Consider the following 20,823-nt stretch of genomic DNA (forward strand, 5'->3'; position numbering starts at 1 on the left):
CTGCCGTGGCGCTGTTCGCGTCACGGCAGAAGTGCGTTAAGCAGCAATGCTCCAGCGGCAGCTTTAACTGCTCGCGGTGCTACCCCGCCGCAGGAGAACCGCCTGGTGCACCTCCTCCAGGGCGGCAGCGATCTCCTCCCGCCCCACGCCCGCCAGGTACTGCAGTACCAGTCCATCCAGCGCGGCGAACAGCGAGCGGGCCACCACGCGGACGTCACCCTGGACGCCGAAAGCCTCAAGCCCCGCCGACAGCGCGCCAACGTAGCTTTCATACAGAGCGGCCACCGGTCCTGCCAGCTCCGGGCGGCGCCGGGCCTCGAGGATCATCTCGTACTGGAACACCTGCAGCCCCGGATCTTCAAGCAGCAGCTCCAGCAGCGCATCGGTGAAGGTGCCGCCGTTCGCCGCCGCATCCCGCAGCCGTGAGGCGGCGATTGATTGCTCGGAGGACCATTGCAGCGCTGCGCCGATCAGCGAGTCCCGGGTCCCGAAATGGTGGGCGACCAGGCTGTTGTTGACGCCCGCCGCCTCGGCCACCGCACGGTACGTGAGTCCCCGCAGGCCCTTCTGCGCCACCACATCCACCACTGCCCGCAGGAGTGATTCGCGGCCTGTGCCGTATTTCGAGGAGGAAGCGCTGCGGGTGGCAGAAGGCGTCATGACGACGATTCTAGCCAGCCGGGGTGAGGTGGAATGCAGCCTATTGACTTAAAACTAAGCAATTGCTTAGATTGCTTCACGCCGTGAGGCCCGTCACAGCCCCGGCGACATCATCATTCAATTCCGGCAGTCGCCGCCCTTCCCCTTGGAGTTCCCATGTCAACAGTCCCTGCCTTCACCACAGCCTCATTCCTCGACCCCGGCAAGAACGAGCCCTTTGAGCTTGGCCACGTGCAGTGGGTCCGCCGGTTTGGCGAAGGAGACAGGCCGGCGTTGGCTTGCGGCTACTGGCACGTCACTCCCACAGAAGCCCCCGAACCCTTCGACCTCGTCATGGAAGCCGACGAGACCATCCACATCCTCGACGGTCACCTTCGGATCGAGGTGGAGGACGGGGATACGTATGACCTCACCGCGGGCGGCGCCGCTTCCTTCAACAAGGGCGCCCGCACCAGGTGGGCCGTTCTGGCCCCCACCGTCGAATTCTTCGTCTACTCCTAGGAAGCTGCGCAATGGAACAGGAAAACAGCGGCGCAGGGCAGAACCTGGACGTCGTCATTGTAGGTGCCGGTTTCGCCGGCCTCACCGCCGCCCGCGAGCTCACGCGGCAGGGCCTTAAAGTCCGCATCGTCGAAGCCCGGGACCGCATCGGCGGCAGGACCTGGCTGGACCACCGGCTGGGCCGCGACCTGGAGATCGGCGGCACATGGGTCCACTGGACCCAGCCTTACGTATGGGCGGAACTGAAGCGGTATGGCATCGGCACCGTTGCCAGCCCGGAGCCCCAGCGGGCTTTCTGGTGGGCCGACGGCGGCCGCCGGGAAGGTTCGCCGGACACCCTGCTGGAACTGATCGGAAAGTACAACGGCGAATTCATCAAGGAGTCGCGGAACTACTTCCCCGAGCCATTCGCACCACTGGCCCGTGACGCCTTCAAGGAGATCGACCACGTCTCCGTACAGGACCGGATCCGGGACCAGTTTCCTCCCGGAGCGGCCCGCGACATCCTCGAATCCTTCTGGGCATTGAACTTTAACGGCCCCCTCGAGAACGCCGCGCTGACCCAGGCCCTGCGGTGGGTGGCCCTGACCAACGGTGACTGGGCCGTCAACTTCGAAGCATGCGCCACGTACAAGATCCAGGGCGGAACCGCCGCGCTCGCCAAGGCCATCCTTGAGGACTCCCGTGCCGCCGTCGACTTTGGTTTCGCCGTTGAAGGCATGACGGACGACGGTGGGACCGTCACCCTCCGGAGCGTGGACGGCCGGACCATCAGTGCCAGGGCCGCCGTCGTCACGGTCCCCCTTCCCGTCCTGGGAACCATCGACTTCCAGCCGCCGCTGCCGCCGGCCAAGGAGGAAGGGGCGCGGCTGGGACAGGTGTCCAAGGGCGTCAAGGCCTGGATCCGGCTGCGGGGCGAACATGCCCCCTTCGTGGCGCTGGGACAAGCGCACTGGCCGCTGAACTTCTTCCAGGCGGAGTACACGCTCGACGGCGACACGATCGTCGTCGGCTTCGGCCCCGATGCAACAAAAATTGACGCGTCGGATGCAGCGGCAGTCCAGGAGCAGCTGGCCCGGCTGGTGCCCGGCGTTGAAGTGCTGGACGTGGCCACGCATGACTGGGTGGCGGACCCGCTGGCGGGGGAGACCTGGCCTATGCACCGGACGGGTTTCCTCAGTAACCACCTGGCTGCGATGCAGTCCAGGCACGGCAACGTGTCTTTTGCCGGATCAGACATCGCCAACGGCTGGGGCGGCTTCATCGACGGCGCCATTGAAAGCGGCATGGAAGCGGCACTGGACGCCGCATCGCTGCTCGGCCCCCGATCCGCCGCCCGCCCCGCCGTCCAGAAGCCAATGCCGGGAAATCCTGCACTGCGCTGACAAACAACAACTCGTCGCTGGTGGACAAAGGGCTTCGGCGCCCCGCTGCCAAGCTGGATTCCACAGCAATTTTCCCGAACTCATGACCGTTAAGAAGGATCAAATGAGTATTTCGAATTCCGAGCCCCGGACCACTGACGCTCCGGCCAAGGAGCATTCAACGGCACTCCGCGCAGGCAGCGTCGGCGTGATGGGCATCCTCTTCTTCGTCCTGTCGGCGCAGGCGCCCCTCACGGGGATTGTGGGCGCCTCACCGCTGGCCGCAGCGCTGGGCAACGGCGCCGGGGCGCCGGGTGCGTACCTCATCGTGGGTATCGTCATCCTGATCTTCGCGGTCGGGTTCGTGGCCATGAGCCGCAAAATCCAGGCCAGCGGCGCGTTCTACGCCTACGTCACCGCGGCCTTCGGGCGGAAAACCGGCGCCGGCGCTGCATGGCTGGCCCTGCTCGCCTACAACACCATCCAGGCCGCCATGTACGGCCTGTATGGTGCGGCGTTCTCCGGCCTGCTGGCGACCGTTGGGCTGGATGTTCCATGGTGGCTGCTCGCCCTGGCCACCATGGCCGGCGTGCAGGTGCTTGGCTCCCTGAACATTGAACTCGGTGCCCGCGTGCTGGCCCTGCTGGTGGGACTCGAGGTGGCCATCCTGCTGCTGTTCGGCTTCACCGTCCTGCTCCACGGCGGCGGTCCGGAAGGCATCAGCGTGGCGGCGTCCTTCTCACCGGAAGCCATTGGCGCCGGGGCGCCGGGCGTGGCCATCATGTTCGCGGTAGCCTCCATGTTCGGCTTCGAATCCACCGCCATCTATTCGGCCGAGGCCAAGGACCCGCACCGCACGGTTGCCCGCGCCACCTACCTCTCCGTCGGCGTCATCTCCGTCTTCTTCTCCTTCATTTCCTGGATGCTGGTCAGCTACTACGGTCCGTCCCAGGTGATGGACGCTGCCGGGGCGGCCCTTGAATCCGGCGACGCCACCTCCTTCGTGCTCGGTCCCCTGGTGGAGCTGTTCGGACCATGGGCAGGCGTCGTGGCGGGCATCCTGCTGGTCACCTCGCTGCTCGCCGGCATCATCGCCTTCCATAACGGCATCAACCGCTACCTGCACTCCCTGGCCCTGCACGGTTCCATGCCCGCCGTGCTGGCCCGGACCAACCGGCACCGCGCACCTGCCGTCGCCGCGTGGGTCCAGTCTGCCATCGCCGTCGTCCTGGTGCTTCCCTTCGCCATGCTGGCCCTGGACCCCGTCCTGACCCTCTTCTCGTGGTTCAGCGGACTCGCGGTGGCGGCACTTCTGGTGCTGTACATGCTGTGCTCGGTGGCGGTGGTCAGCTTCTTCCGCCGTGAACGTGCAGGGGCGCAACTGTGGCAGACCCGCGTCGCCCCCGTCCTGGCAACGGTGCTGCTCGCCTGGGTCCTGTTCCTCGTGGTCAGCAACTTCACGGCCCTGATCGGCGGCAGCGCTGAAACAGCCATTGCATTGCTGGCCGCCGTGCCCGTGGTCTTCGTGGCGGGGGTGCTGGTGGAGTCCGCCATCGAGCGCCGCCATCACGCGGCCAGCCTGGGCCACGCGCTTACCTAGCGCTTACGGCTTCTCCTTCACTGGCCCGGCGCAGACTGCCAAGTCCGCGCCGGGCCAGCACGCGTGCAGTGGCGAAGAGTGCAGCCACCAGGACCAATGCCAACCAGGCCGCCCAGGCGCTGCGGGGCCACACCCCGGCCAGGCCCAGGAATGCCGGAACCGTGGCAGTAACCTGGCTCGCCAGGACCAGCGCCCAGCCCATGAACGGGTCCAGCCGCACGGCACCGAATGCAGCCGAAGCGAACAACAACCCCCACAGCACCGACCAGCACACCCAGAGCACCGCGAGCAGCGGATCCGCAGCGAGCCACGCGCCCGCCAGGAGCAGGCCGAAGAATGCCACCATGCCGCAGAACCAGCCCAGGCCCTTCGAACCCAGCCCCAGCAGGACATCCAGCCCGGCGTAGGCGTACGTCAGCCCGAACAGGAACATGCCGGCTGCCGTCAAAAGGTGTTCAGTGCCGGTACTGCCAGTGGAAAGGTGGACGACGCCGAGCAACAGCTGGGTGCCGCCCAGCAGCAGGCTGAAGGTTGCGGCGTCGCGGCGGGGGAGACTTCCGATCGTTGCCAGCCCGTTGACCAGCAGCGCCGCCCCGGAGAGAAGCAGGCATACGAACGGCATCAGAGCGTCTTCCCAATGCAGTTGGACCGGACAGAAACTCTCGCAGAGTGGAATATGTGTGTCACATTATGGAGATTAGCGGCGGTCGCGCCGCCCGCCTACTGGTCCCCGGTCGTAATCCGATAAGTTGAAGAGTAAACCTATGAGGCGACGTTGCTTTTGCGCCGTCCCTCGTTTCGGCACAGAGGTAAGGAACAGTTCATGGACGCACGGCTCGAAGCCATCAAGGATACCGTCCTCGCGCGGAACCCCGGCGAAGCGGAGTTCCACCAGGCTGTGGTGGAGGTCTTCGAGAGCCTTGGCCCGGTCCACGACAGGCACCCGGAATTCCTGGAGGCTGCCATCCTGGAACGGCTCTGCGAACCCGAGCGCCAGATCATCTTCCGCGTGCCGTGGACCGACGACTCGGGCCGCGTCCAGATCAACCGCGGCTTCCGGGTGGAGTTCAACTCCGCCCTGGGCCCGTACAAGGGCGGCCTGCGCTTCCACCCGTCCGTCTACCTGGGCATCGTAAAATTCCTCGGCTTCGAGCAGATCTTCAAGAATGCCCTCACCGGCATGCCCATCGGCGGAGGCAAGGGCGGCTCCGACTTCGATCCCCGCGGCCGCAGTGACGCCGAAGTGATGCGGTTCTGCCAGTCCTTCATGACCGAGCTCTACCGCCATATCGGCGAATACACCGACGTCCCGGCGGGCGACATCGGCGTGGGCGGCCGCGAAATCGGCTGCCTCTTCGGCCAGTACAAGCGCATCACCAACCGCTATGAGTCCGGCGTCCTCACGGGCAAGGGCATCTCTTGGGGCGGCTCCCTGGTCCGGCCCGAGGCCACCGGCTTCGGCACCGTCATCTTCACCCAGGAAATGCTGAAAACCCGCGGAACGTCCTTTGATGGCCAGCGCGTGGTGGTGTCCGGGTCCGGCAACGTGGCCATCAACGCCATCGCCAAAGCCCAGTCCCTCGGTGCCGCGGTGGTGGCCTGTTCCGACTCGTCAGGCTTCGTGGTGGAGGAGGCGGGCATCGACGTCGCGCTCCTCCGTGAGGTGAAGGAAGTGCATCGCGGCCGCCTGAAGGATTACGCGGAGCGCCGGGGCGGCGTTACCTACGTGGACGGCGGCTCGGTGTGGGACGTCGACGCCACGGTGGCGCTGCCCTGCGCCACGCAGAACGAGCTGGACGGCGATGCTGCCGCCCGCCTGGTGCGCAACGGCCTGCTCGCTGTCGGCGAGGGCGCCAACATGCCCTCCACCCGCGACGCTGTTGCCGTATTCCAGGAGGCAGGCGTGCTGTTCGGGCCCGGCAAGGCCGCGAACGCCGGCGGGGTGGCAACCTCGGCCCTGGAAATGCAGCAGAACGCCAGCCGCGATTCGTGGTCCTTCGAGCATACGGAGGAACGGCTCACAGAGATTATGGTGGGCATCCACGACCGCTGCGCCGCTACCGCCGAGGAGTACGGCGAACCCGGCAACTACGTGCTCGGCGCCAATATCGGCGGATTCGTCAAGGTGGCCGACGCCATGCTGGCGCAGGGATTGATCTAAGAGCCGCGGCGCCATTCGCTGGGCGAGACGCCAAAAGCATCCCGGAAGGTCCGGCTGAAATGGGCGGCATCCAGGAACCCCCAGCGGGCAGCCACCGTGCCGACGGATTGCCCGGCGTGCAGCGGGTCGCGGAGGTCGCGGCGTGCACCTTCGAGCCGCTGCGTCCGGATCCAGCTGGAAACGGTGGTCCCCGACTCGTGGAAGACGTTGTGCAGGTGCCGCGTGGAGATGAAATGCGCGGCAGCGATGCTTGCCGGTGACAGCAGGGGGTCGGCCAGGTTCGCCTCGATGTACTCGCGGACCGAGACCGCCAGCAGTGCCTGCGGCTTCATGCGGTCCGGCGTGATGTCCATTTCCGCGTGCAGCATGGTGGACACCAGGTCCAGGGCGTTGGTGGCGAGCCGTGAGCCGCTGGGGCCGTTCAGGACGTCGAGGTTCGCCGACAGTTCGCGAATGAACTGGCCCACGATTCCGCTGAGGCCCCCGCTGCCCATGCGCACCGCGGCGAGCTGCCCCACGTAGTCCACGGGCAGGGAGAGGGCATCGCAGGGGAACATCAGGACCATGATCCTGGTGCTGTCTTCGAAGGCAAGGGTGTAGGGCCTGTTGGTGTCGTAGATTGCCAGGTCGCCGGGCTGGAGGACGGCTTCGCGGTTGTCCTGGATCAGCAGGCCCGTGCCTTCCAGCTGCAGATTCAGCTTGAAATAGCGCTCATGGGCCTGGGCGATCAACGCGGGGGTGCGGTGGACTTCGTGGGAGGTGGCGGTCACTTCCACGATGGACATCCGGTCCAGCACCCGGGAACGCATCCGGCCCTGGAAACCTTCCACGTCCGCCGTCCGAGCGGTGAGGGGCACGAAGGATTCGGCCACCAGGTGTTTCCAGTGGTCAAACGATGTGGCAACGCTGGAGCTGAGGTCCTGGCGTGGGGTCAGGGCTGTTGCCCCGGTTGCTGCAGCTGCTGGCATGATGTTCCTCGCGACGGATGGCCACTTCACGTTTCCCCCCCCGGGTTGTGTCCTGCGACACACTCCATTCAGGTTAGCGGCGCACCAATTTTTTTTCAACGGTTGGCGAAAATAAGGCGAATTGTCTTTCCAGCCGCAGCCCAGCCTGGCGTGCCATGATCGGGCCATGAAGTCCATGACGGCTGCCGGCGGCCACCACCGGAACTTCAACTCCCGCGCCCACCATTCCCGGCTCCGGTTGCTGGTGATGCTTGCCGTCGGGCTTGTCGCGGCGCTGGCGGTTGGCACGTTTGGCACCTGGACGTATGCCCCCGCGCTCGGCTGGGCCGCTGCCTCGGCCACCTACCTCATCTGGGTCTGGAGCGTGATCGGACGCCTGGGTCCTGCAGCCACCGCTGCGCATGCGCGGAGGGAGGATCCCGGCAGGATCTTCTCGGACACGCTGGTCCTGGGCGCCACTGTGGCCAGCTTTGCCGGGGTCGCCCTGATTTTGCTTGATGCCTCCAGCGAGCAGGGTGGCGCTAAGGACGCAACGGTGGCCATGGCGCTGGGCAGCATTGCCCTCTCATGGTTCCTGGTCCACACCCTGTTCACTCTCCGCTACGCAGCCATCTACTACCGCGATGGCGCGGGTGTGGATTTCAACGAAGGGAGCCAGCCCCGGTATTCGGATTTCGCCTACCTGGCCTTCACTGTGGGCATGACGTTCCAGGTATCGGACACCGACCTGAAGACCACTGCCATCCGTTCCACCGTCCTGCGCCAGGCACTGCTGTCCTATCTTCTCGGTGCCATCGTCCTCGCCACCACCATCAACCTGGTTTCGGGGCTGATCCACTAAGCGGGCCTATTCTGGGCCCATGGCTGAGATAAGAGTTAACTGGCACCGGCGGCACAAAGAGGGCCTCAGTATGGGCGACAAAGCCGCTGACGCCCTTCGAAACGGCATGGGCAGCTGGCCTTTCGTGGGGATGTTCTTGGGTTTCATGGGACTGTGGGCCCTGGTGAATTCCTACGCCCTCGCCAACAACGCATGGGACCCCTACCCCTACATCCTGCTGAACCTCTTCCTGTCCATGCTGGCCGGTCTGCAGGGCGCCATCCTGCTCATTGCAGCCAAGCGCCAGGACGCCATTGCCTCGGCCATGGCGCAGCATGATTACGAAACTGACGTCCGGGCCGCGGCGCAGATCGAGATGCTCATGAACATCAACGCCGAGCAGTTGAAGCTGCTGCAGGAACTGCGGGACATGCGGGACCGGCCCTGAAAACGCCAATGGGTGCAACTCCGGCTGGAGCTGCACCCATTATGCGAGCGTTGTCTAGTCCTTCTTGAAGGCATCCTTGACGTGCTCGCCGGCCTGCTTGAGGTCCGACTTTGACTGGTCCGTCTGGCCTTCAGCCTTCAGGCTCTCGTCGCCCGTGGCGTTTCCGGCAGCTTCCTTGCCCTTGCCGCCGAGCTTCTCTGCAGCGTTGCCGATCTTGTCATCCAAACCCATGGAGATGCTCCTTACAGTTCGTGCTCGCTCCGGCATCCGCCAGAACCTGACCCCTCAATAGTAAGCATACTTTCGAGTTTGGCGCTCATTTCCGGCCGGGAATTTTGCTGAGGAGGGAAAGGTACCCCTCGAGTTGGGCCGCGTGGCCAAAGTCTGTTTGGCCAGCGGATGCAAGGGCTGCCTCGATCTGGGCCCCCAGCAGCATGTTCAGCAGCTGCCCGGCAAGGATGGGATCGTCGACGGCGGCACGGACGTCGCCGCTGTCCCTCGCCTCTGCCAGGAAACGGCGGATTGCCACCAGCCACTCATTCATCGACTGCTGGTGGATCGCCGCCTTCCGGGGGTCGTTGATGGCCCTTTGCCAGAACGGGACCACGATTCGTGCCTCGTTGACGCGCTCGTCATCGAGGGGGAGGACCTCGAGGCAAAAGGCCCGCAGCGCGTCCAGGCCCGTCCGCCCGGCCGTGACCTCGGCGATGCGCCGGTTGGTCCTGTTGAACACATGGCTGAAGGCGAATTCGAGCAGGGTGTCCTTGGTGGGGAAGTAGGGTTTCAGGGCGCCGTTGGCGAAGCCTGCCTCCGTGGCGATCTCCCGCATGGTGGCGCTCTCCAGGCCCTGACGGGCAATGATCCGCCAGGTGGCATCCACGAGTTCCAGGCGGCGCTCATCATGGTCAACTATCTTCGGCACCGCGGCCACTCCCCGGAAATATTTCGCTCAGACTCTTGTGAGCCATGTTACGGACGTTTATTCTCTACAACTATAGAAAATAAACCAGTGGCCGGCGACGGCCCGGACAAAGGCTCTTCCCATGACACTTGCACCAACCGAAACCGCATCGGCCTTCCACCTGGCAACGGCGGAGGAAATCCTGGACGTCCGCGCCATCCTGCAGTCGGAAGGCCACCTGGACGCCCGGCACCGCATCGCCTACCTCGGCCTGCTGGATCCGGCCCGGGGAGCGCAACCACAGGCTGTGGACCGCCGATTCCGGGTCTTCATCCACGACGTCTCGGGGGCTGCGCCGCGTGACGTCGTGGTCTCCATTACCCAGCAAAAGGTGCTCTCCGCCGTCGAACTCGATACCGCGGTGACCGGCGAACTTCCGGTCCTGGAGGAGGAATTCGAAGTAGTGGAGTCGCTCCTCGCCACAGATGACCGGTGGCTCAAGGCGCTCGCTGACCGGGGACTCGACGTCGAAAAGGTCCGCGTCGCCCCGCTCTCGGCCGGCGTTTTCGAATACGCCGAGGAGAAGGGCCGGCGCATCCTCCGCGGACTGGCATTTGTGCAGGAGTTCCCGGAGGACAGCGCCTGGGCGCATCCCGTGGACGGCCTGGTGGCCTACGTGGACGTGGTCACCAAGGAAGTCACCCAGGTGATCGACCTTGGCGTGATGCCCATACCCGCCGAGCATGGCAACTACACGGACCCCGAACTGACCGGTCCCATCCGCGAAACCCAGAAGCCCATCAATATCACCCAGCCAAAAGGCCCCAGCTTCACCGTCACCGGCGGCAATCATGTGGAGTGGGAAAAGTGGAGCGTGGACGTGGGCTTCGATGTCCGCGAAGGAGTGGTCCTGCACAACCTCGCCTTCCAGGACGGCGAGCGCAAGCGGCCCATTATCAACCGCGCCTCCATCGCGGAGATGGTGGTCCCGTACGGTGACCCGTCGCCCATCCGGTCCTGGCAGAACTACTTCGACACCGGCGAATACCTGGTGGGCCAGTACGCCAACTCGCTGGAGCTGGGCTGCGACTGCCTGGGCGAAATCACCTATCTCAGCCCGGTCATCAGTGACGCGTTCGGCAACCCGCGGGAAATCCACAACGGCATCTGCATGCATGAGGAGGATTGGAGCATCCTTTCCAAGCACTCCGACCTCTGGAGCGGCGTCACGTACACCCGCCGCAACCGCCGCCTGGTGATCTCCTTCTTCACCACCGTCGGCAACTACGACTACGGCTTCTACTGGTACCTCTACCTGGACGGCACCATCGAATTCGAGGCCAAGGCCACCGGCATCGTGTTCACCTCCGCGTTTCCCGAGGGCGGCTCGGACAACATCTCCGAGCTCGCCCCGGGGCTGGGTGCCCCGTTCCACCAGCACCTCTTCAGCGCCAGGCTGGACATGGCCATCGACGGATTCACCAACCGCGTGGAGGAAGAGGACGTGGTGCGCCAAGCCATGGGACCGGGCAATGAGCGCGGCAACGCCTTCTCCCGCAAGCGGACCGTGCTGGCCCGGGAATCCGAGGGCGTCCGCGAGGCCGACGCCCGTGCCGGCCGCACCTGGATCATCTCCAACCCCGAGTCCCGCAACCGGCTCGGCGAGCCCGTCGGCTACAAGCTGCACTCCCACAACCAGCCCACCCTGCTGGCAGACCCGGATTCCTCCATCGCGAAGCGCGCAGCCTTCGCCACCAAGGACCTGTGGGTCACCGGGTTTGCCGAAGACGAGAAGTACCCCACGGGCGACTTCGTCAACCAGCACGCCGGCGGAGCAGGCCTTCCCGGCTACGTGGCGCAGGACCGGGACATCGACGGCCAAGACATCGTCGTCTGGCACACCTTCGGCCTGACCCACTTCCCGCGGGTGGAGGACTGGCCCATCATGCCCGTGGACACCGTGGGCTTCAAACTGCGGCCCGAAGGCTTCTTCGACCGCAGCCCCGTCCTGGACGTCCCAGCCAACCCCAACAAGCAGGCGGCCTCCTGCCACAGTGAGGGCGGCAGCGGTGGCTGCCACTAGCCCCGCCCCCGCCAGGGCAGGGCGCACGACGGCGGCGGGCCGGCTTCCTGCCCGCCGCCCGGTGGTGCATCCCCGCCTGGTGGCCGCGGTCACCGCCGTTTCCTGCGCGGCACATGTGTGGCTGGCGGCGTCCGGGCACCACGGCGCGTGGCTTAGCGTCCTCATGCTGGCGCTCGCCGCGGTGTGCGTTCCCTGCACGGTGCACATCTGGCGGCACAGCCGGCTGGGTGCGCTGCACCAGGTCACCGTTGCTGCCGTGGCCATGGCTGCCCTGCACGCCGCCCTGCTGCTTGCCGGCGGCGGCGCCGGACACGCCCACGGCGGGGTGCCGCCGTCGTCCGCTGTTGTTGGTTCCAGCAGCGCTCAACTGCTGCTGGTCATCGCGCTGGAACTGGCCACGGCGCTGCTCGCCGCCACGCTGGTGGCCCGGGTCAGGCGGCTCCCTGCCTAGGGGCAGGCGCGCGCGTCAGCCGGCCGGGACGCCCAGCGGCCGGGCGACGTGCAACTGTTCCTGGTCAACGAGCCATTGGATGGATTCGAAGATGGCCTGCTCCGGCTCGAAGCGCGGCGTGTAGCCCAGCACGGACGCCGCCTTTTCAATGCTGAAGCACTGGCTGCGGTAGAGGTGGTTCCAGCTCGCATCTGCATGCTCCCGGGAGGTGTTCTCCCGGAAACGGTCCCAGGGAACCGGCTCCAGCACCGCAGCGTGGCCGAACCAGGCGGCGGCGATGTCCGCATAACCGCGGACCGTGAGTGCCGTGGGGGCAACGATGTTGAAGTCCTCGCCGGCAGCCGCCTCCCGCTGGGCAATGGCCTTCTCGAAGGCCTGGGCGACGTCGTCGGCGTGTACATGGTGCATCAACTCGGCGCCGCTTCCGGGGACCTGCAGCGGCTGGCCGGACGATATGACCTGCCAGACATGGGGATCGAGGTTTCCGAGCGGGCCGACGGGGTGCCAGCCCGGCCCGACGATGTGGCCGGGGTGCAGGGACGTGGTGGCCAGCCCGCCGCCCGCCGATTCCTCCTGCAGCATCAGGGCAATCCGGTTCTTCTGGATGCCGTACTCGCCAAAGGGCGCGGCAGCCGAATCCGAGCCTTCCCGGATGGGCAGCTTCAGGCTTTGCCCGTACCGCCAGACGGAACCGCAGTGCAGCAGGTGCCCCACCTCGCCGCGCAGCCGCTGCACCAGCGCAGTGGCCGATTCGAGGGTGAAGCAGACCAGGTCCACCACCACGTCCGGCTTGAGGGCCGCCACCCGGTCCGCGAAGGTTCCGTCCCGGTCCTCTGCCTGCCGGTCCGCGCTGACCTGGTGCACCTGCTGCCACTCCGGGGCGTCGGTGTAGGGCTTGCTGGTGCCGCGGCTGATGTTGGTGACCTCATGGCCGGCCCGGACCAGCCGGGGGACCAGGAACGACCCGATGTGGCCGCTGCCTCCGATGACGGTGACTTTCATTGCTCTCCGATCGTTGTGTTTCCTCCACGGTAGGGCTGCCGCACGAGGAAAGGGAGGCCCTGGCGGGCCTCCCTTTCCGGGTGGTGCAGACTGCCGGTCACGCGGGCTTGGCGAATTCTGCTGCGCTGATCACTTCATAGCAGACATAGGTCTCGTCGCCCTCCACCCAGGCGTCGTGGCCTGCCGGGATGGAGTACGCGTCGCCGGCCTGGATTGTCATGCCGGTTCCGTCGGTCATCTGCACTGTCAGTGTCCCGGCGGCGCAGACGCCCAGATGGTTGACCTGGCAGCTGTCCGTATGGACCACCGTCTTGACCGTTTCCGACCATCGCCAGCCGGGCTCGAAGGTGAAACGGCCCAAGGTGGCGCCGCCAATGTTGACCACATCCACCTGGGTCTTGGGTGGGCGGCGCTTCTCATCGGGCTGGTCGAAGGATTTGGACTCCAGGTCCTTCACCGTTACTGCGGGCATTTCTGGCTCCTTCGCAAGGAGTGGTTACTGAGTTCGTCCGGGGCTGTGCGCACCCGGGAATTGGGCCGGCAGGGCGGAATGTGCCCGTCCAGAGCCTGCCGGACCTATGGATCAACGCTCTCAATCTGCTCCTGCCCGCAGCCCATGTCAATGACGCATTTCCTCCTCGAACCACTCCCGCGCAGGGTTGCTCACCGAGGGGGCGGAACGGTCCAGCCCCGGCTGCGCAGCCCACCGCACCCCGTTGGCCAGGACCCGCTGGACCTGCGGATGATGGTACACCGGGTACTCCTGGTCGCCGGGGCTGAAGTAGAAGATCCGGCCCTTGCCACGGGTGAACGTGACGCCGGAGCGGAACACCTCGCCGCCTGCGAAGGAGCTGATGAAGATCAGGTCGTCCGGGTCCGGGATGTCGAACAGCTCGCCGTACATCTCCTGCTCCGGAATAACGATGGGGCTGGCCACGCCCTCCGCGATGGGGTGGGAGGGCTTCACGGACCACACCAGCTCACGCTGCCCGTCGTTGCGCCAGGCCAGGGAGCAACTGGTGCCCAGCAGTTTGGTGAAGATCTTCGAGAAGTGCCCGGAGTGGAGCACGATCAGGCCCATTCCACCCAGCACGTGCCGGTGGACGCATTCGACGACGGCGTCACCCACCTCCCCGTGCGCGACGTGGCCCCACCACAACAGGACGTCCGTCTCCGCGAGCACCTCCTCGGCAAGGCCATGGTCAGGCGCCGTGGCCAGGACCGCCGTCGTGATGTGTGCGTCCGGAAGGTGGGAACGAAGGCCGGCCGCAATGGCGCCATGGATGCCGTCCGGGTAGATCTCCCCGATGTGGGACGGCTCGTTGTTGGCTTCGTGGACGCCTTCGTTCCACACCAGGATCCTCAGTGTGCCGTTCATCAAAGCCGAACCTCCCTTTGCTCGCGCGCGGACTGGTAGCACGCGTCGATGACCTGTGCCCGGTACAGCGCCAGGGATCCGTCATGTTTGGCCCAGACCTGCGCCCCGGCGCGCACAGCGGTGACGAAATCCTCCACCACTGAATCATGCGCGCGGCCAGGCAGGACAGGGGGCAGGTAGTCCGCGGACTCGCCGTCCTTGTCGGTGAACACGCGCAGCTGGCCTACCGCCGGGAAGGGGGCGCCGTGCACCCTGAGTTCGGCGCCGCCGTCAGTCCCGTACACCGTGAAGTCCAGTTGGTCATCCGTTTCCCGGTAGGCCGCCCAGCTCGCCTCGACCAGGAGCGTTGCGCCGCCCTCCAGCCGCAGGAACGCCGAGGCGAAGTCCTCCACCTCGAAGGCATGGCTGGTGGCCTGGGCGGAGAACCGGCTTCCGCCGCCACGCCCCTGCGGGCCCAGTTCGGCATGGGTGGCCGCGGAGACCGCCACCACCTTGGGCTCGCCGAGGAGGTACAGGGCAAAATCAAGCACGTGGACGCCGATGTCCGCCAGCGGTCCGCCGCCGGCGAGCTCCGGGTTGGTGAACCAGCTGCCCAACGTGGGAATGCCGGCGCGCCGGAGCCATGACGCCTTCGCGTAGTAAGGCCGGCCCAGCCCACCGCCGTCGATGACCTCTTTGAGCGCCTTGATGTCGCCGCGGCGCCGGTGGTTGAAGGCGACGTCCAGGACGCGGCCGGCCTTTCGGGCCGCGTCCACCATGGCCTGGCCCTCCGCGGCATTGCGCGCGATGGGCTTTTCGCTCAGGACGTGGATTCCCCGTTCCAGGGCCCCGACGGCGATGGGTGCATGCAGGAAGGTGGGCACTGCCACGCTCACCGCGTCCAGGCCGCCGTGATCGAGCATGTCCTGCCAGTCAGCGAAAGCGTTCGGAATGCCGTATTCGGCCTGCAGGGAGTCGCGGAGGTCCTGCTCCATCCCTGCCACCGAGACGATGCTTACTCCGTCGAGTGCCGAGTAGGCCTTGAGGTGCTGCTGGCCGGCCCAGCCGATGCCCACCACGCCCACCCGTAAGTCACTCGGCGTTACAGGAGGGGATTGCTGGCTGTTCAAGGGCTGGCTCCTTCGGCGTGGCTGGCTGACCGGATGCTTTCCAGCCTAGCCCTGCGCTGCCCTGGTCCTGAAGTAACTGCTGCGCGCCGCGTGACACCTGAAACTCGCGTGCAATTGGCTGAAACCACCATTTAACACAGCCGAAACCTACCCAAAAATAGCCGCCATACATTGGTACCAGACGGCAAAAGCCGCCCCTCCGCCGGGAGTGGTTCCTCCACCCACATCCACCTGGCGGAAAGGCTCTGACGGCAACTTACCGTTCTTTTCGCATCTTGAAAGGGGTTTCCCATGGACTCGGGAAATGTCGCTTGGATTTTGGCCAGCTCGGCGCTGGTATGCATGATGATTCCCGCCCTGGCCCTGTTTTACGGGGGCATGGTGGGGTCCCGCCGGATCCTGAACATGATGATGATGTGCTTCGGCGGCGCCAGCCTGGTGGCCGTGCTCTGGGCACTGTTCGGTTACTCAATGGCCTTCGGAAACTCCGTGGGCGGACTGGGACTCATCGGTGACGTCACCGAGTTCCCCGGCATGGGGCAGCTGCTGGCCAAGGACGATTCCGCGTCCATCCCCGTCATCCTGTTCGCCGCATTCCAGCTGTTCTTCGCCTGCGTCACCACCGCGCTCGTTGCCGGTGCCGCCGCGGGCCGGATGAAGTTTGGCGCCTGGATGCTGTTCGCCGGCATCTGGGCCACGGTGGTGTATTTTCCCATCGCCCACTGGGTGTTCGCGTTCAACTCGGCGGACGGCAGCTCCGTGGGCGGCTGGATCGCCAACGGCATCAAGGCCATCGACTTCGCGGGCGGCACCGCGGTCCACATGAACGCCGGCGCCGCAGCACTGGCACTGGCACTGGTCCTGGGCAAGAGCTCCGGCTGGCCCAAGGTGGATCACGCCAAGCCCCACAGCCGGCCGCTGGTGCTGGTGGGCGCCGGCCTGCTCTGGGTTGGCTGGTTCGGCTTCAACGCCGGCTCAGCCCTCTCCGCCGGCCAGTCGGCGTCGGTGGTTTTCCTGAACACCGCCGTGGCTGCCGCCGCCGGGCTGCTGGCCTGGGCCCTCGTTGAGCGGGTCCGCCACGGCGCGGCCACGAGCATGGGCGCCGCATCTGGGCTGATCTCCGCGCTGGTCGCCATCACCCCGGCCTGTGGTGCCGTCAGCCCCTTGGGCGCCGTAGCCATCGGTGCCATTGCCGGAGCCGTCTGCTCCCTGGCCATCGAACTGAAGTTCCGGCTGGGCTTCGACGACTCGCTCGACGTCGTCGGCGTGCACCTTGTCGGCGGCATCCTGGGCACCCTGCTGATCGGCCTCTTCGCCACCGATGCGGCGCCCAACGCGGTCCGCGGCCTTTTCTACGGTGGCGGCTTCGAACTGCTGGGCGTCCAGGCACTGGCCACGGTCACGGTGCTGGTGTACTCCTTCGGCGTTACCTGGATCCTGGCCAAGATCCTGGACAAGGCCATGGGCGGCCTCCGCATCAAGCCCGAGGACGAACTGCGCGGGATCGACCTCGCGGCGCACTCCGAACTGGCGTACCTGATGGACGATGATCCGGTGGAACTGGGTTCGCCGCAGCGGGTCTAGTCCCAGCCCGACAGTCAGGGCCAAACCTTGGACCGGTGCCGGGAGCCGCCGGCTTATAGTTCCAGGGTTTGGCCCTTCTGCGTGCCGGTAGGGGCTTGCTGGCTCCTACTCCTTGAACAGCCCCGCCAGGTCCTCCGCCGTGATGGCTCCGCCGGCCAGGGCGTCGCCTTCCATGACGTCGGCGAACAGCTGCGACTTCCGGGTCTTCAGCGCCATGACCTTTTCCTCGATAGTGTCCTTGGCCACGAGCCGGTACACCATGACATTCCGGGCCTGCCCGATCCGGTGCGTCCGGTCCACGGCCTGGGCTTCGGACGCCGGATTCCACCAGGGGTCGAGCAGGAAGACGTAGTCGGCCTCGGTAAGGTTCAGGCCGAACCCGCCCGCCTTGAGCGAAATCAGGAACACCGGCGCGCTGCCGTTCTTGAACTCACTGACCACGTCGGCGCGGTTCCGGGTGCCGCCGTCGAGGTAGCAGTACTCGATCTCCTCCTGGTCCAGCCGCTCCCGCACCTTGCCCAGGAACCCCGTGAATTGGCTGAAGATCAGGGCACGGTGCCCCTCGGCCATCAGGTCCTCGAGCTGCTCGAACAGCACGTCCAGCTTGGAGGACCGCACCGCGGACAGGGAAGGGTCCACCAGCGACACGTCCAGGCTGAGCTGCCGCAGCAGGGTCAGCGACTGGAAAATGGTGAACCGGTTCTTGTTGACGTCCTCAATCAGGCCCAGGATCTTTTGCCGTTCGCGCTGCAGGTGCGTCTGGTACACCTTCTGGTGCCGCGGATTCAGCACCACCTCCAGGATCTGCTCCTGCTTGGGCGGCAGGTCCTTGATTACCTGGTCCTTGGTGCGCCGCATCATCAGCGGCCGCACGCGGCGCCGGAGCTTCTCCAGCTGCCCCTTGTCGCCGTTCTTCTCCACGGGCTTCTGGTAATACTCCGCAAAGCGCTTTGGACTGGAGAAAAGGCCCGGCGCCACGATGGACGTCAAGGCCCAGAACTCCATCAGGTTGTTTTCTAGCGGGGTGCCCGTGATGGCCAGCTTGAACGCCGCCGGCAGCTTGCGCGCGCACTGGTAGGCCTTGGACTGGTGGTTCTTCACGAACTGCGCCTCATCCAGCACCAGCCCATTCCAGGTACGCGAGGCGTAGGCCTCGTAATCGATGCGGAACAGGGCGTAGGACGTGATCACGATGTCTGCCCCGCCCAGGGCCTCCGCCACGTTCTGGCCGCTCTTGCCAAATGTCTCGCCGACCGTCCGCACGGTCAGCCCGGGCGCAAACCGGGCGGCTTCGAGGGCCCAGTTGCCCACCACGCTGGTGGGGGCCACCACCAGGAAGGGCGCGACGGCGGCGGGCCCGCTTCCAGCGTCAGCGGCAGCACCGCCGTCGGCCGTTTCCAGGGACGACGCAGCCGCGACGGCCAGCTCCTTCGCCGCGCACATCAGTGCCAGGGCCTGCACGGTCTTGCCCAGGCCCATGTCGTCGGCCAGGATGCCGCCCAACCCGTGCTTGTACAGGAAACTGAGCCAGTTGAACCCCTCCAGCTGGTACGGGCGCAGCTCGGCGTTGAGCGACGACGGCAGCGGCAGCCCGTCCGTGCCACCCTCCAGGAGTCCGCCCACCGCGGACCGCCAGGCGGCGGCCTGTTCGTCGACAATGCCCAGCTGCGCCAGCTCGTCCCAGAGCCCCGCCTGGAACCGACTGATCTGCAGGGGGGCGTCCTTGTTGTCCTGCAGCGAGCGGGCTTCCTCGATCAGGGCCCGCAGCTGATGCAGCTCCGGCAGGTCCAGGGAGAAGTAGGCGCCGCTGGGCAGCAGCATCTTGGTCTGGCCCGCGGCGAGGGCGGAGAACACGGCGGCGAAGGAGACGGGCTGGCCTTCCAGCGAGATCTGGATGCCCAGGTCGAACCAGTCCCGCTGTTCGGTGGCCTTGGTGGAGATGGACACCACCGGCGCTTCCTCGGCCTCGCGGTAGTCGGCGATGTCGCCCACCGTCTCCACGTCCACGTTGGGGGCCTCCCGCAGCCGCGGCAGTACTTCCTCGGTGAACGCCAGCGTGTCCAGGCCGGTCAGCTCGGCGGAGGCCGCCAGCCGGGGAGTGCCCCACCGGCCCGTCGCTGATTCACCCAGCGCGGGCACCACATCCCAGGGGTGGCCGATGCCTTCCAGGATGCGGGCCTCCGCGGTGTCGTCGCGGTAGCCCTGGTCGCCCGGGTGCCGCCACAGCGGCTGCGCGGTGACCAGCTTGCCGGTCTTGTAGTGCCACTCCCAGTGCAGCCGCACCCGGTGGTCCGCGCCATAGTTGGCCAGAAGGGACAGGGTGGGGACAGCCAGTTCGGGCAGTTCCACGGACTTGTCGCGCGCCGTGACCCGGGCCGTTTGCTTGAGCTTGGGGTAGAAGCCGGTCAGGAACCGCGATTCGTCCCTGGCCGGGATGTGCAGCATGCTTCCCGCGGTGACAAACGCCAGCAGCTCCTCGCTCAGCCCGTTCTCCAGCTGGGCCAGCGTGATGGTCCCGTTGGGGTCGGGGACCCCGGGGAGGGCCGCTTCCCCGGCGGTGAAGAAGAGGCCGTGCGCCGGCCTGCCGATGGTGCCAACCGCAGCCGGATCAACCTCTTCCCCTTCTACGGTGATAGTGGGCGAAAGCTCCAGGCCGCCGTCGGACGCCTCTGCGTTGGCGCTGGCGGCAGGCTCCGCTGTGGAAGGTTCGGTTACCGGGCTGCCGTACCGGCTGAGGGAAAGTCCGACGGCGGCAGGGGACTCGGCCACCCGGACCGGCTCGGTGCCGCGCGAGTGGACCAGGGCGAGCCCGATCTTCCGGGCGTCGGACAGCAGGCTCCACAGGTTCTTCCCTGCATAGGAGTTCAGGCTCAGCCAGAGGCCGGCGGAGTTGTGCATCCGGCTGGCGGAGGAGGAGTGGCCGGCCAGGAACTCCTGCAGCCATTCCACGTGCGCCTGGTTCGATTCGCGCCGGAAGTTCAGGTAGCTCAGGGTGTTCCAGGAAACGTCCCCGCGGATCCACTTGCCCTTGGCCCCCATGATCACGGGCCGGACCTTGAGCTGCCGGACGCCGCGGACCGGGTCACGGCGGCCTGTGTAGGAAAAGTGCGGCGGTGGTTCCTCCACTTCGAACTGCAGGGCAAGGGGAATCCCGCTGGTGGAGGGGGCGGAACCGGGCTGGGAGATCAGTGGGCTGAGGGCCTGCTCCCAGTCGGAGAGGGCCGCGGACGGTGCGCGGGACACCTGCGTGGAGGTGGACGGTGCCAGCAGCTGTACCCGGATGGAGGGGTTGTCCTCGGCCGCGAACAGCAGGGCCGCTACGTGCTTGCAGTCCTTGCGGACCGGGCAGCTGCAGATGCCCACGGTGCAGCTCCAGCCGCCGGCCTTCCGGACCAGCTTTGCTGTGGTGGAGTAAGGAACCTCCGCGCCGCCCCGGACCTTTCCCAGCATGAGCCCCGTGCCGCCGTCGAACGATATGCCCGAGACCCTGCTCGCCATGGCATACGCCAGCCCGGCCGCCAGCGAGCGGTCGTTGATGGCGGGTGTCTGTATTGCCAGGTCCGCACTTTCGTCCGGTTGGGATGGCATGGTGAGCGCTACTTTCGGCAGGCCACGGCGGGGCCGGGTCCGGTGGGTGGTTATCTGATCCATCTTAGTTCGGCCGGCGGCAGGCCCATGTCGCCGGGCCCTTGCCTTGGCCGTCCCGAAAACTTCGCTTGACGTTCATTTCCTCCCGGTGCTGGCGTGAACCGGCCGTCGTAGCGTGAAAGCGGCCCGAGCACCACCACCGCCC

Annotated in this window: 19 protein-coding genes; 9 read left to right on the forward strand and 10 right to left on the reverse strand. The window is 66.4% G+C overall.

Annotated features, from left to right (window positions below; translation table 11 throughout):
- Positions 1-63 precede the first annotated feature (63 nt).
- Positions 64-660, reverse strand: a complete 597-nt coding sequence (locus tag ACR65J_RS06035) for a TetR/AcrR family transcriptional regulator (RefSeq protein ID WP_440166985.1) — start codon at positions 658-660, stop codon at positions 64-66.
- Between the two features lie 156 nt (positions 661-816).
- On the opposite strand from ACR65J_RS06035, the gene ACR65J_RS06040 reads away from it, so the two are divergent.
- From ACR65J_RS06040 to ACR65J_RS06050, 3 genes are all read left to right on the forward strand, one after another.
- Complete coding sequence (locus ACR65J_RS06040) at positions 817-1,161, forward strand: cupin domain-containing protein (RefSeq protein ID WP_440166987.1); 345 nt, start codon at positions 817-819, stop codon at positions 1,159-1,161.
- 11 nt (positions 1,162-1,172) lie between these two features.
- The gene (locus ACR65J_RS06045; RefSeq protein ID WP_440166989.1) at positions 1,173-2,546 is read left to right on the forward strand and encodes a flavin monoamine oxidase family protein; all 1,374 of its coding nucleotides are present in this window, start codon (positions 1,173-1,175) and stop codon (positions 2,544-2,546) included.
- A 103-nt stretch (positions 2,547-2,649) separates the two neighbouring features.
- Complete coding sequence (locus ACR65J_RS06050) at positions 2,650-4,125, forward strand: APC family permease (protein WP_440166991.1); 1,476 nt, start codon at positions 2,650-2,652, stop codon at positions 4,123-4,125.
- Here ACR65J_RS06050 and ACR65J_RS06055 read toward each other — a convergent pair.
- A complete protein-coding gene (locus ACR65J_RS06055; protein WP_440166992.1) occupies positions 4,118-4,747 on the reverse strand; it encodes an AmiS/UreI family transporter in 630 nt (209 codons plus the stop codon). The two genes, ACR65J_RS06050 and ACR65J_RS06055, sit on opposite strands and share 8 nt — an antisense overlap.
- Before the next feature lie 201 nt (positions 4,748-4,948).
- Here ACR65J_RS06055 and gdhA point away from each other — a divergent pair, with 201 nt between their 5' ends.
- Positions 4,949-6,286 (forward strand): NADP-specific glutamate dehydrogenase, encoded by a 1,338-nt coding sequence (gene gdhA, locus ACR65J_RS06060; RefSeq protein ID WP_440166994.1) that lies wholly within the window; start codon positions 4,949-4,951, stop codon positions 6,284-6,286.
- Here the strand turns inward: gdhA and ACR65J_RS06065 are convergent.
- Positions 6,283-7,254 carry an AraC-like ligand-binding domain-containing protein gene (locus ACR65J_RS06065; RefSeq protein WP_440166995.1) on the reverse strand — a complete coding sequence of 324 codons (972 nt, stop codon included), beginning with the start codon at positions 7,252-7,254 and terminating at the stop codon, positions 6,283-6,285. The two genes, gdhA and ACR65J_RS06065, sit on opposite strands and share 4 nt — an antisense overlap.
- 166 nt (positions 7,255-7,420) lie before the next feature.
- Here ACR65J_RS06065 and ACR65J_RS06070 point away from each other — a divergent pair, with 166 nt between their 5' ends.
- Together ACR65J_RS06070 and ACR65J_RS06075 are read left to right on the forward strand one after the other, a co-directional pair.
- The gene (locus ACR65J_RS06070; protein ID WP_440166997.1) at positions 7,421-8,095 is read left to right on the forward strand and encodes a DUF1345 domain-containing protein; all 675 of its coding nucleotides are present in this window, start codon (positions 7,421-7,423) and stop codon (positions 8,093-8,095) included.
- Between the two features lie 19 nt (positions 8,096-8,114).
- On the forward strand, positions 8,115-8,522 hold the full coding sequence (locus tag ACR65J_RS06075) for a DUF1003 domain-containing protein (protein ID WP_440166998.1): 408 nt from the start codon (positions 8,115-8,117) through the stop codon (positions 8,520-8,522).
- A 54-nt stretch (positions 8,523-8,576) separates the two neighbouring features.
- Here the strand turns inward: ACR65J_RS06075 and ACR65J_RS06080 are convergent, their stop codons facing one another.
- Complete coding sequence (locus tag ACR65J_RS06080) at positions 8,577-8,753, reverse strand: CsbD family protein (RefSeq protein WP_056330981.1); 177 nt, start codon at positions 8,751-8,753, stop codon at positions 8,577-8,579.
- A gap of 85 nt (positions 8,754-8,838) precedes the next feature.
- Entirely contained in the window at positions 8,839-9,444 is a 606-nt protein-coding gene (locus ACR65J_RS06085) for a TetR/AcrR family transcriptional regulator (RefSeq protein WP_440167000.1), read from the reverse strand.
- Between the two features lie 121 nt (positions 9,445-9,565).
- On the opposite strand from ACR65J_RS06085, the gene ACR65J_RS06090 reads away from it, so the two are divergent.
- Together ACR65J_RS06090 and ACR65J_RS06095 are read left to right on the forward strand one after the other, a co-directional pair.
- Positions 9,566-11,506, forward strand: coding sequence for a primary-amine oxidase (locus ACR65J_RS06090; protein WP_440167002.1), 1,941 nt, complete (start codon positions 9,566-9,568; stop codon positions 11,504-11,506).
- Positions 11,493-11,957: a hypothetical protein gene (locus tag ACR65J_RS06095; RefSeq protein WP_440167004.1), complete on the forward strand. Its 465-nt coding sequence runs from the start codon at positions 11,493-11,495 to the stop codon at positions 11,955-11,957. Before ACR65J_RS06090 ends, ACR65J_RS06095 begins: the two co-directional genes overlap by 14 nt.
- Before the next feature lie 15 nt (positions 11,958-11,972).
- Here ACR65J_RS06095 and ACR65J_RS06100 read toward each other — a convergent pair whose 3' ends face one another.
- The 4 genes from ACR65J_RS06100 to ACR65J_RS06115 all read right to left on the reverse strand — a co-directional run bounded on the left by ACR65J_RS06100 (position 11,973) and on the right by ACR65J_RS06115 (position 15,446).
- On the reverse strand, positions 11,973-12,959 hold the full coding sequence (locus ACR65J_RS06100) for an NAD-dependent epimerase/dehydratase family protein (protein WP_440167006.1): 987 nt from the start codon (positions 12,957-12,959) through the stop codon (positions 11,973-11,975).
- Between the two features lie 97 nt (positions 12,960-13,056).
- Positions 13,057-13,431: a cupin domain-containing protein gene (locus ACR65J_RS06105; protein ID WP_440167008.1), complete on the reverse strand. Its 375-nt coding sequence runs from the start codon at positions 13,429-13,431 to the stop codon at positions 13,057-13,059.
- Between the two features lie 147 nt (positions 13,432-13,578).
- Positions 13,579-14,337: a ThuA domain-containing protein gene (locus tag ACR65J_RS06110; RefSeq protein WP_440167010.1), complete on the reverse strand. Its 759-nt coding sequence runs from the start codon at positions 14,335-14,337 to the stop codon at positions 13,579-13,581.
- Positions 14,337-15,446 carry a Gfo/Idh/MocA family protein gene (locus ACR65J_RS06115; RefSeq protein ID WP_440167012.1) on the reverse strand — a complete coding sequence of 370 codons (1,110 nt, stop codon included), beginning with the start codon at positions 15,444-15,446 and terminating at the stop codon, positions 14,337-14,339. The genes ACR65J_RS06110 and ACR65J_RS06115 overlap by 1 nt, the downstream gene beginning before the upstream one ends.
- 291 nt (positions 15,447-15,737) lie before the next feature.
- Between ACR65J_RS06115 and ACR65J_RS06120 the strand changes: the two genes are divergently transcribed.
- A complete protein-coding gene (locus ACR65J_RS06120) occupies positions 15,738-17,030 on the forward strand; it encodes an ammonium transporter (protein WP_440167014.1) in 1,293 nt (430 codons plus the stop codon).
- A 105-nt stretch (positions 17,031-17,135) separates the two neighbouring features.
- Here ACR65J_RS06120 and ACR65J_RS06125 read toward each other — a convergent pair whose 3' ends face one another.
- Positions 17,136-20,618, reverse strand: coding sequence for a DEAD/DEAH box helicase (locus tag ACR65J_RS06125; RefSeq protein WP_440167016.1), 3,483 nt, complete (start codon positions 20,616-20,618; stop codon positions 17,136-17,138).
- Positions 20,619-20,823: the final 205 nt, after the last annotated feature.

Source organism: Arthrobacter sp. SAFR-044 (genome assembly GCF_059414985.1).

Coding starts and splice junctions, on each gene's coding strand:
- gdhA (WP_440166994.1), top strand. CDS start 4,949: ATGGACGCACGGCTCGAAGCCATCAAGGATACCGTCCTCGCGCGGAAC.
- ACR65J_RS06065 (WP_440166995.1), bottom strand. CDS start 7,254: ATGCCAGCAGCTGCAGCAACCGGGGCAACAGCCCTGACCCCACGCCAG.
- ACR65J_RS06100 (WP_440167006.1), bottom strand. CDS start 12,959: ATGAAAGTCACCGTCATCGGAGGCAGCGGCCACATCGGGTCGTTCCTG.
- ACR65J_RS06045 (WP_440166989.1), top strand. CDS start 1,173: ATGGAACAGGAAAACAGCGGCGCAGGGCAGAACCTGGACGTCGTCATT.
- ACR65J_RS06050 (WP_440166991.1), top strand. CDS start 2,650: ATGAGTATTTCGAATTCCGAGCCCCGGACCACTGACGCTCCGGCCAAG.
- ACR65J_RS06070 (WP_440166997.1), top strand. CDS start 7,421: ATGAAGTCCATGACGGCTGCCGGCGGCCACCACCGGAACTTCAACTCC.
- ACR65J_RS06080 (WP_056330981.1), bottom strand. CDS start 8,753: ATGGGTTTGGATGACAAGATCGGCAACGCTGCAGAGAAGCTCGGCGGC.
- ACR65J_RS06105 (WP_440167008.1), bottom strand. CDS start 13,431: ATGCCCGCAGTAACGGTGAAGGACCTGGAGTCCAAATCCTTCGACCAG.
- ACR65J_RS06125 (WP_440167016.1), bottom strand. CDS start 20,618: ATGCCATCCCAACCGGACGAAAGTGCGGACCTGGCAATACAGACACCC.
- ACR65J_RS06120 (WP_440167014.1), top strand. CDS start 15,738: ATGGACTCGGGAAATGTCGCTTGGATTTTGGCCAGCTCGGCGCTGGTA.
- ACR65J_RS06055 (WP_440166992.1), bottom strand. CDS start 4,747: ATGCCGTTCGTATGCCTGCTTCTCTCCGGGGCGGCGCTGCTGGTCAAC.
- ACR65J_RS06035 (WP_440166985.1), bottom strand. CDS start 660: ATGACGCCTTCTGCCACCCGCAGCGCTTCCTCCTCGAAATACGGCACA.
- ACR65J_RS06040 (WP_440166987.1), top strand. CDS start 817: ATGTCAACAGTCCCTGCCTTCACCACAGCCTCATTCCTCGACCCCGGC.
- ACR65J_RS06110 (WP_440167010.1), bottom strand. CDS start 14,337: ATGAACGGCACACTGAGGATCCTGGTGTGGAACGAAGGCGTCCACGAA.
- ACR65J_RS06075 (WP_440166998.1), top strand. CDS start 8,115: ATGGCTGAGATAAGAGTTAACTGGCACCGGCGGCACAAAGAGGGCCTC.
- ACR65J_RS06090 (WP_440167002.1), top strand. CDS start 9,566: ATGACACTTGCACCAACCGAAACCGCATCGGCCTTCCACCTGGCAACG.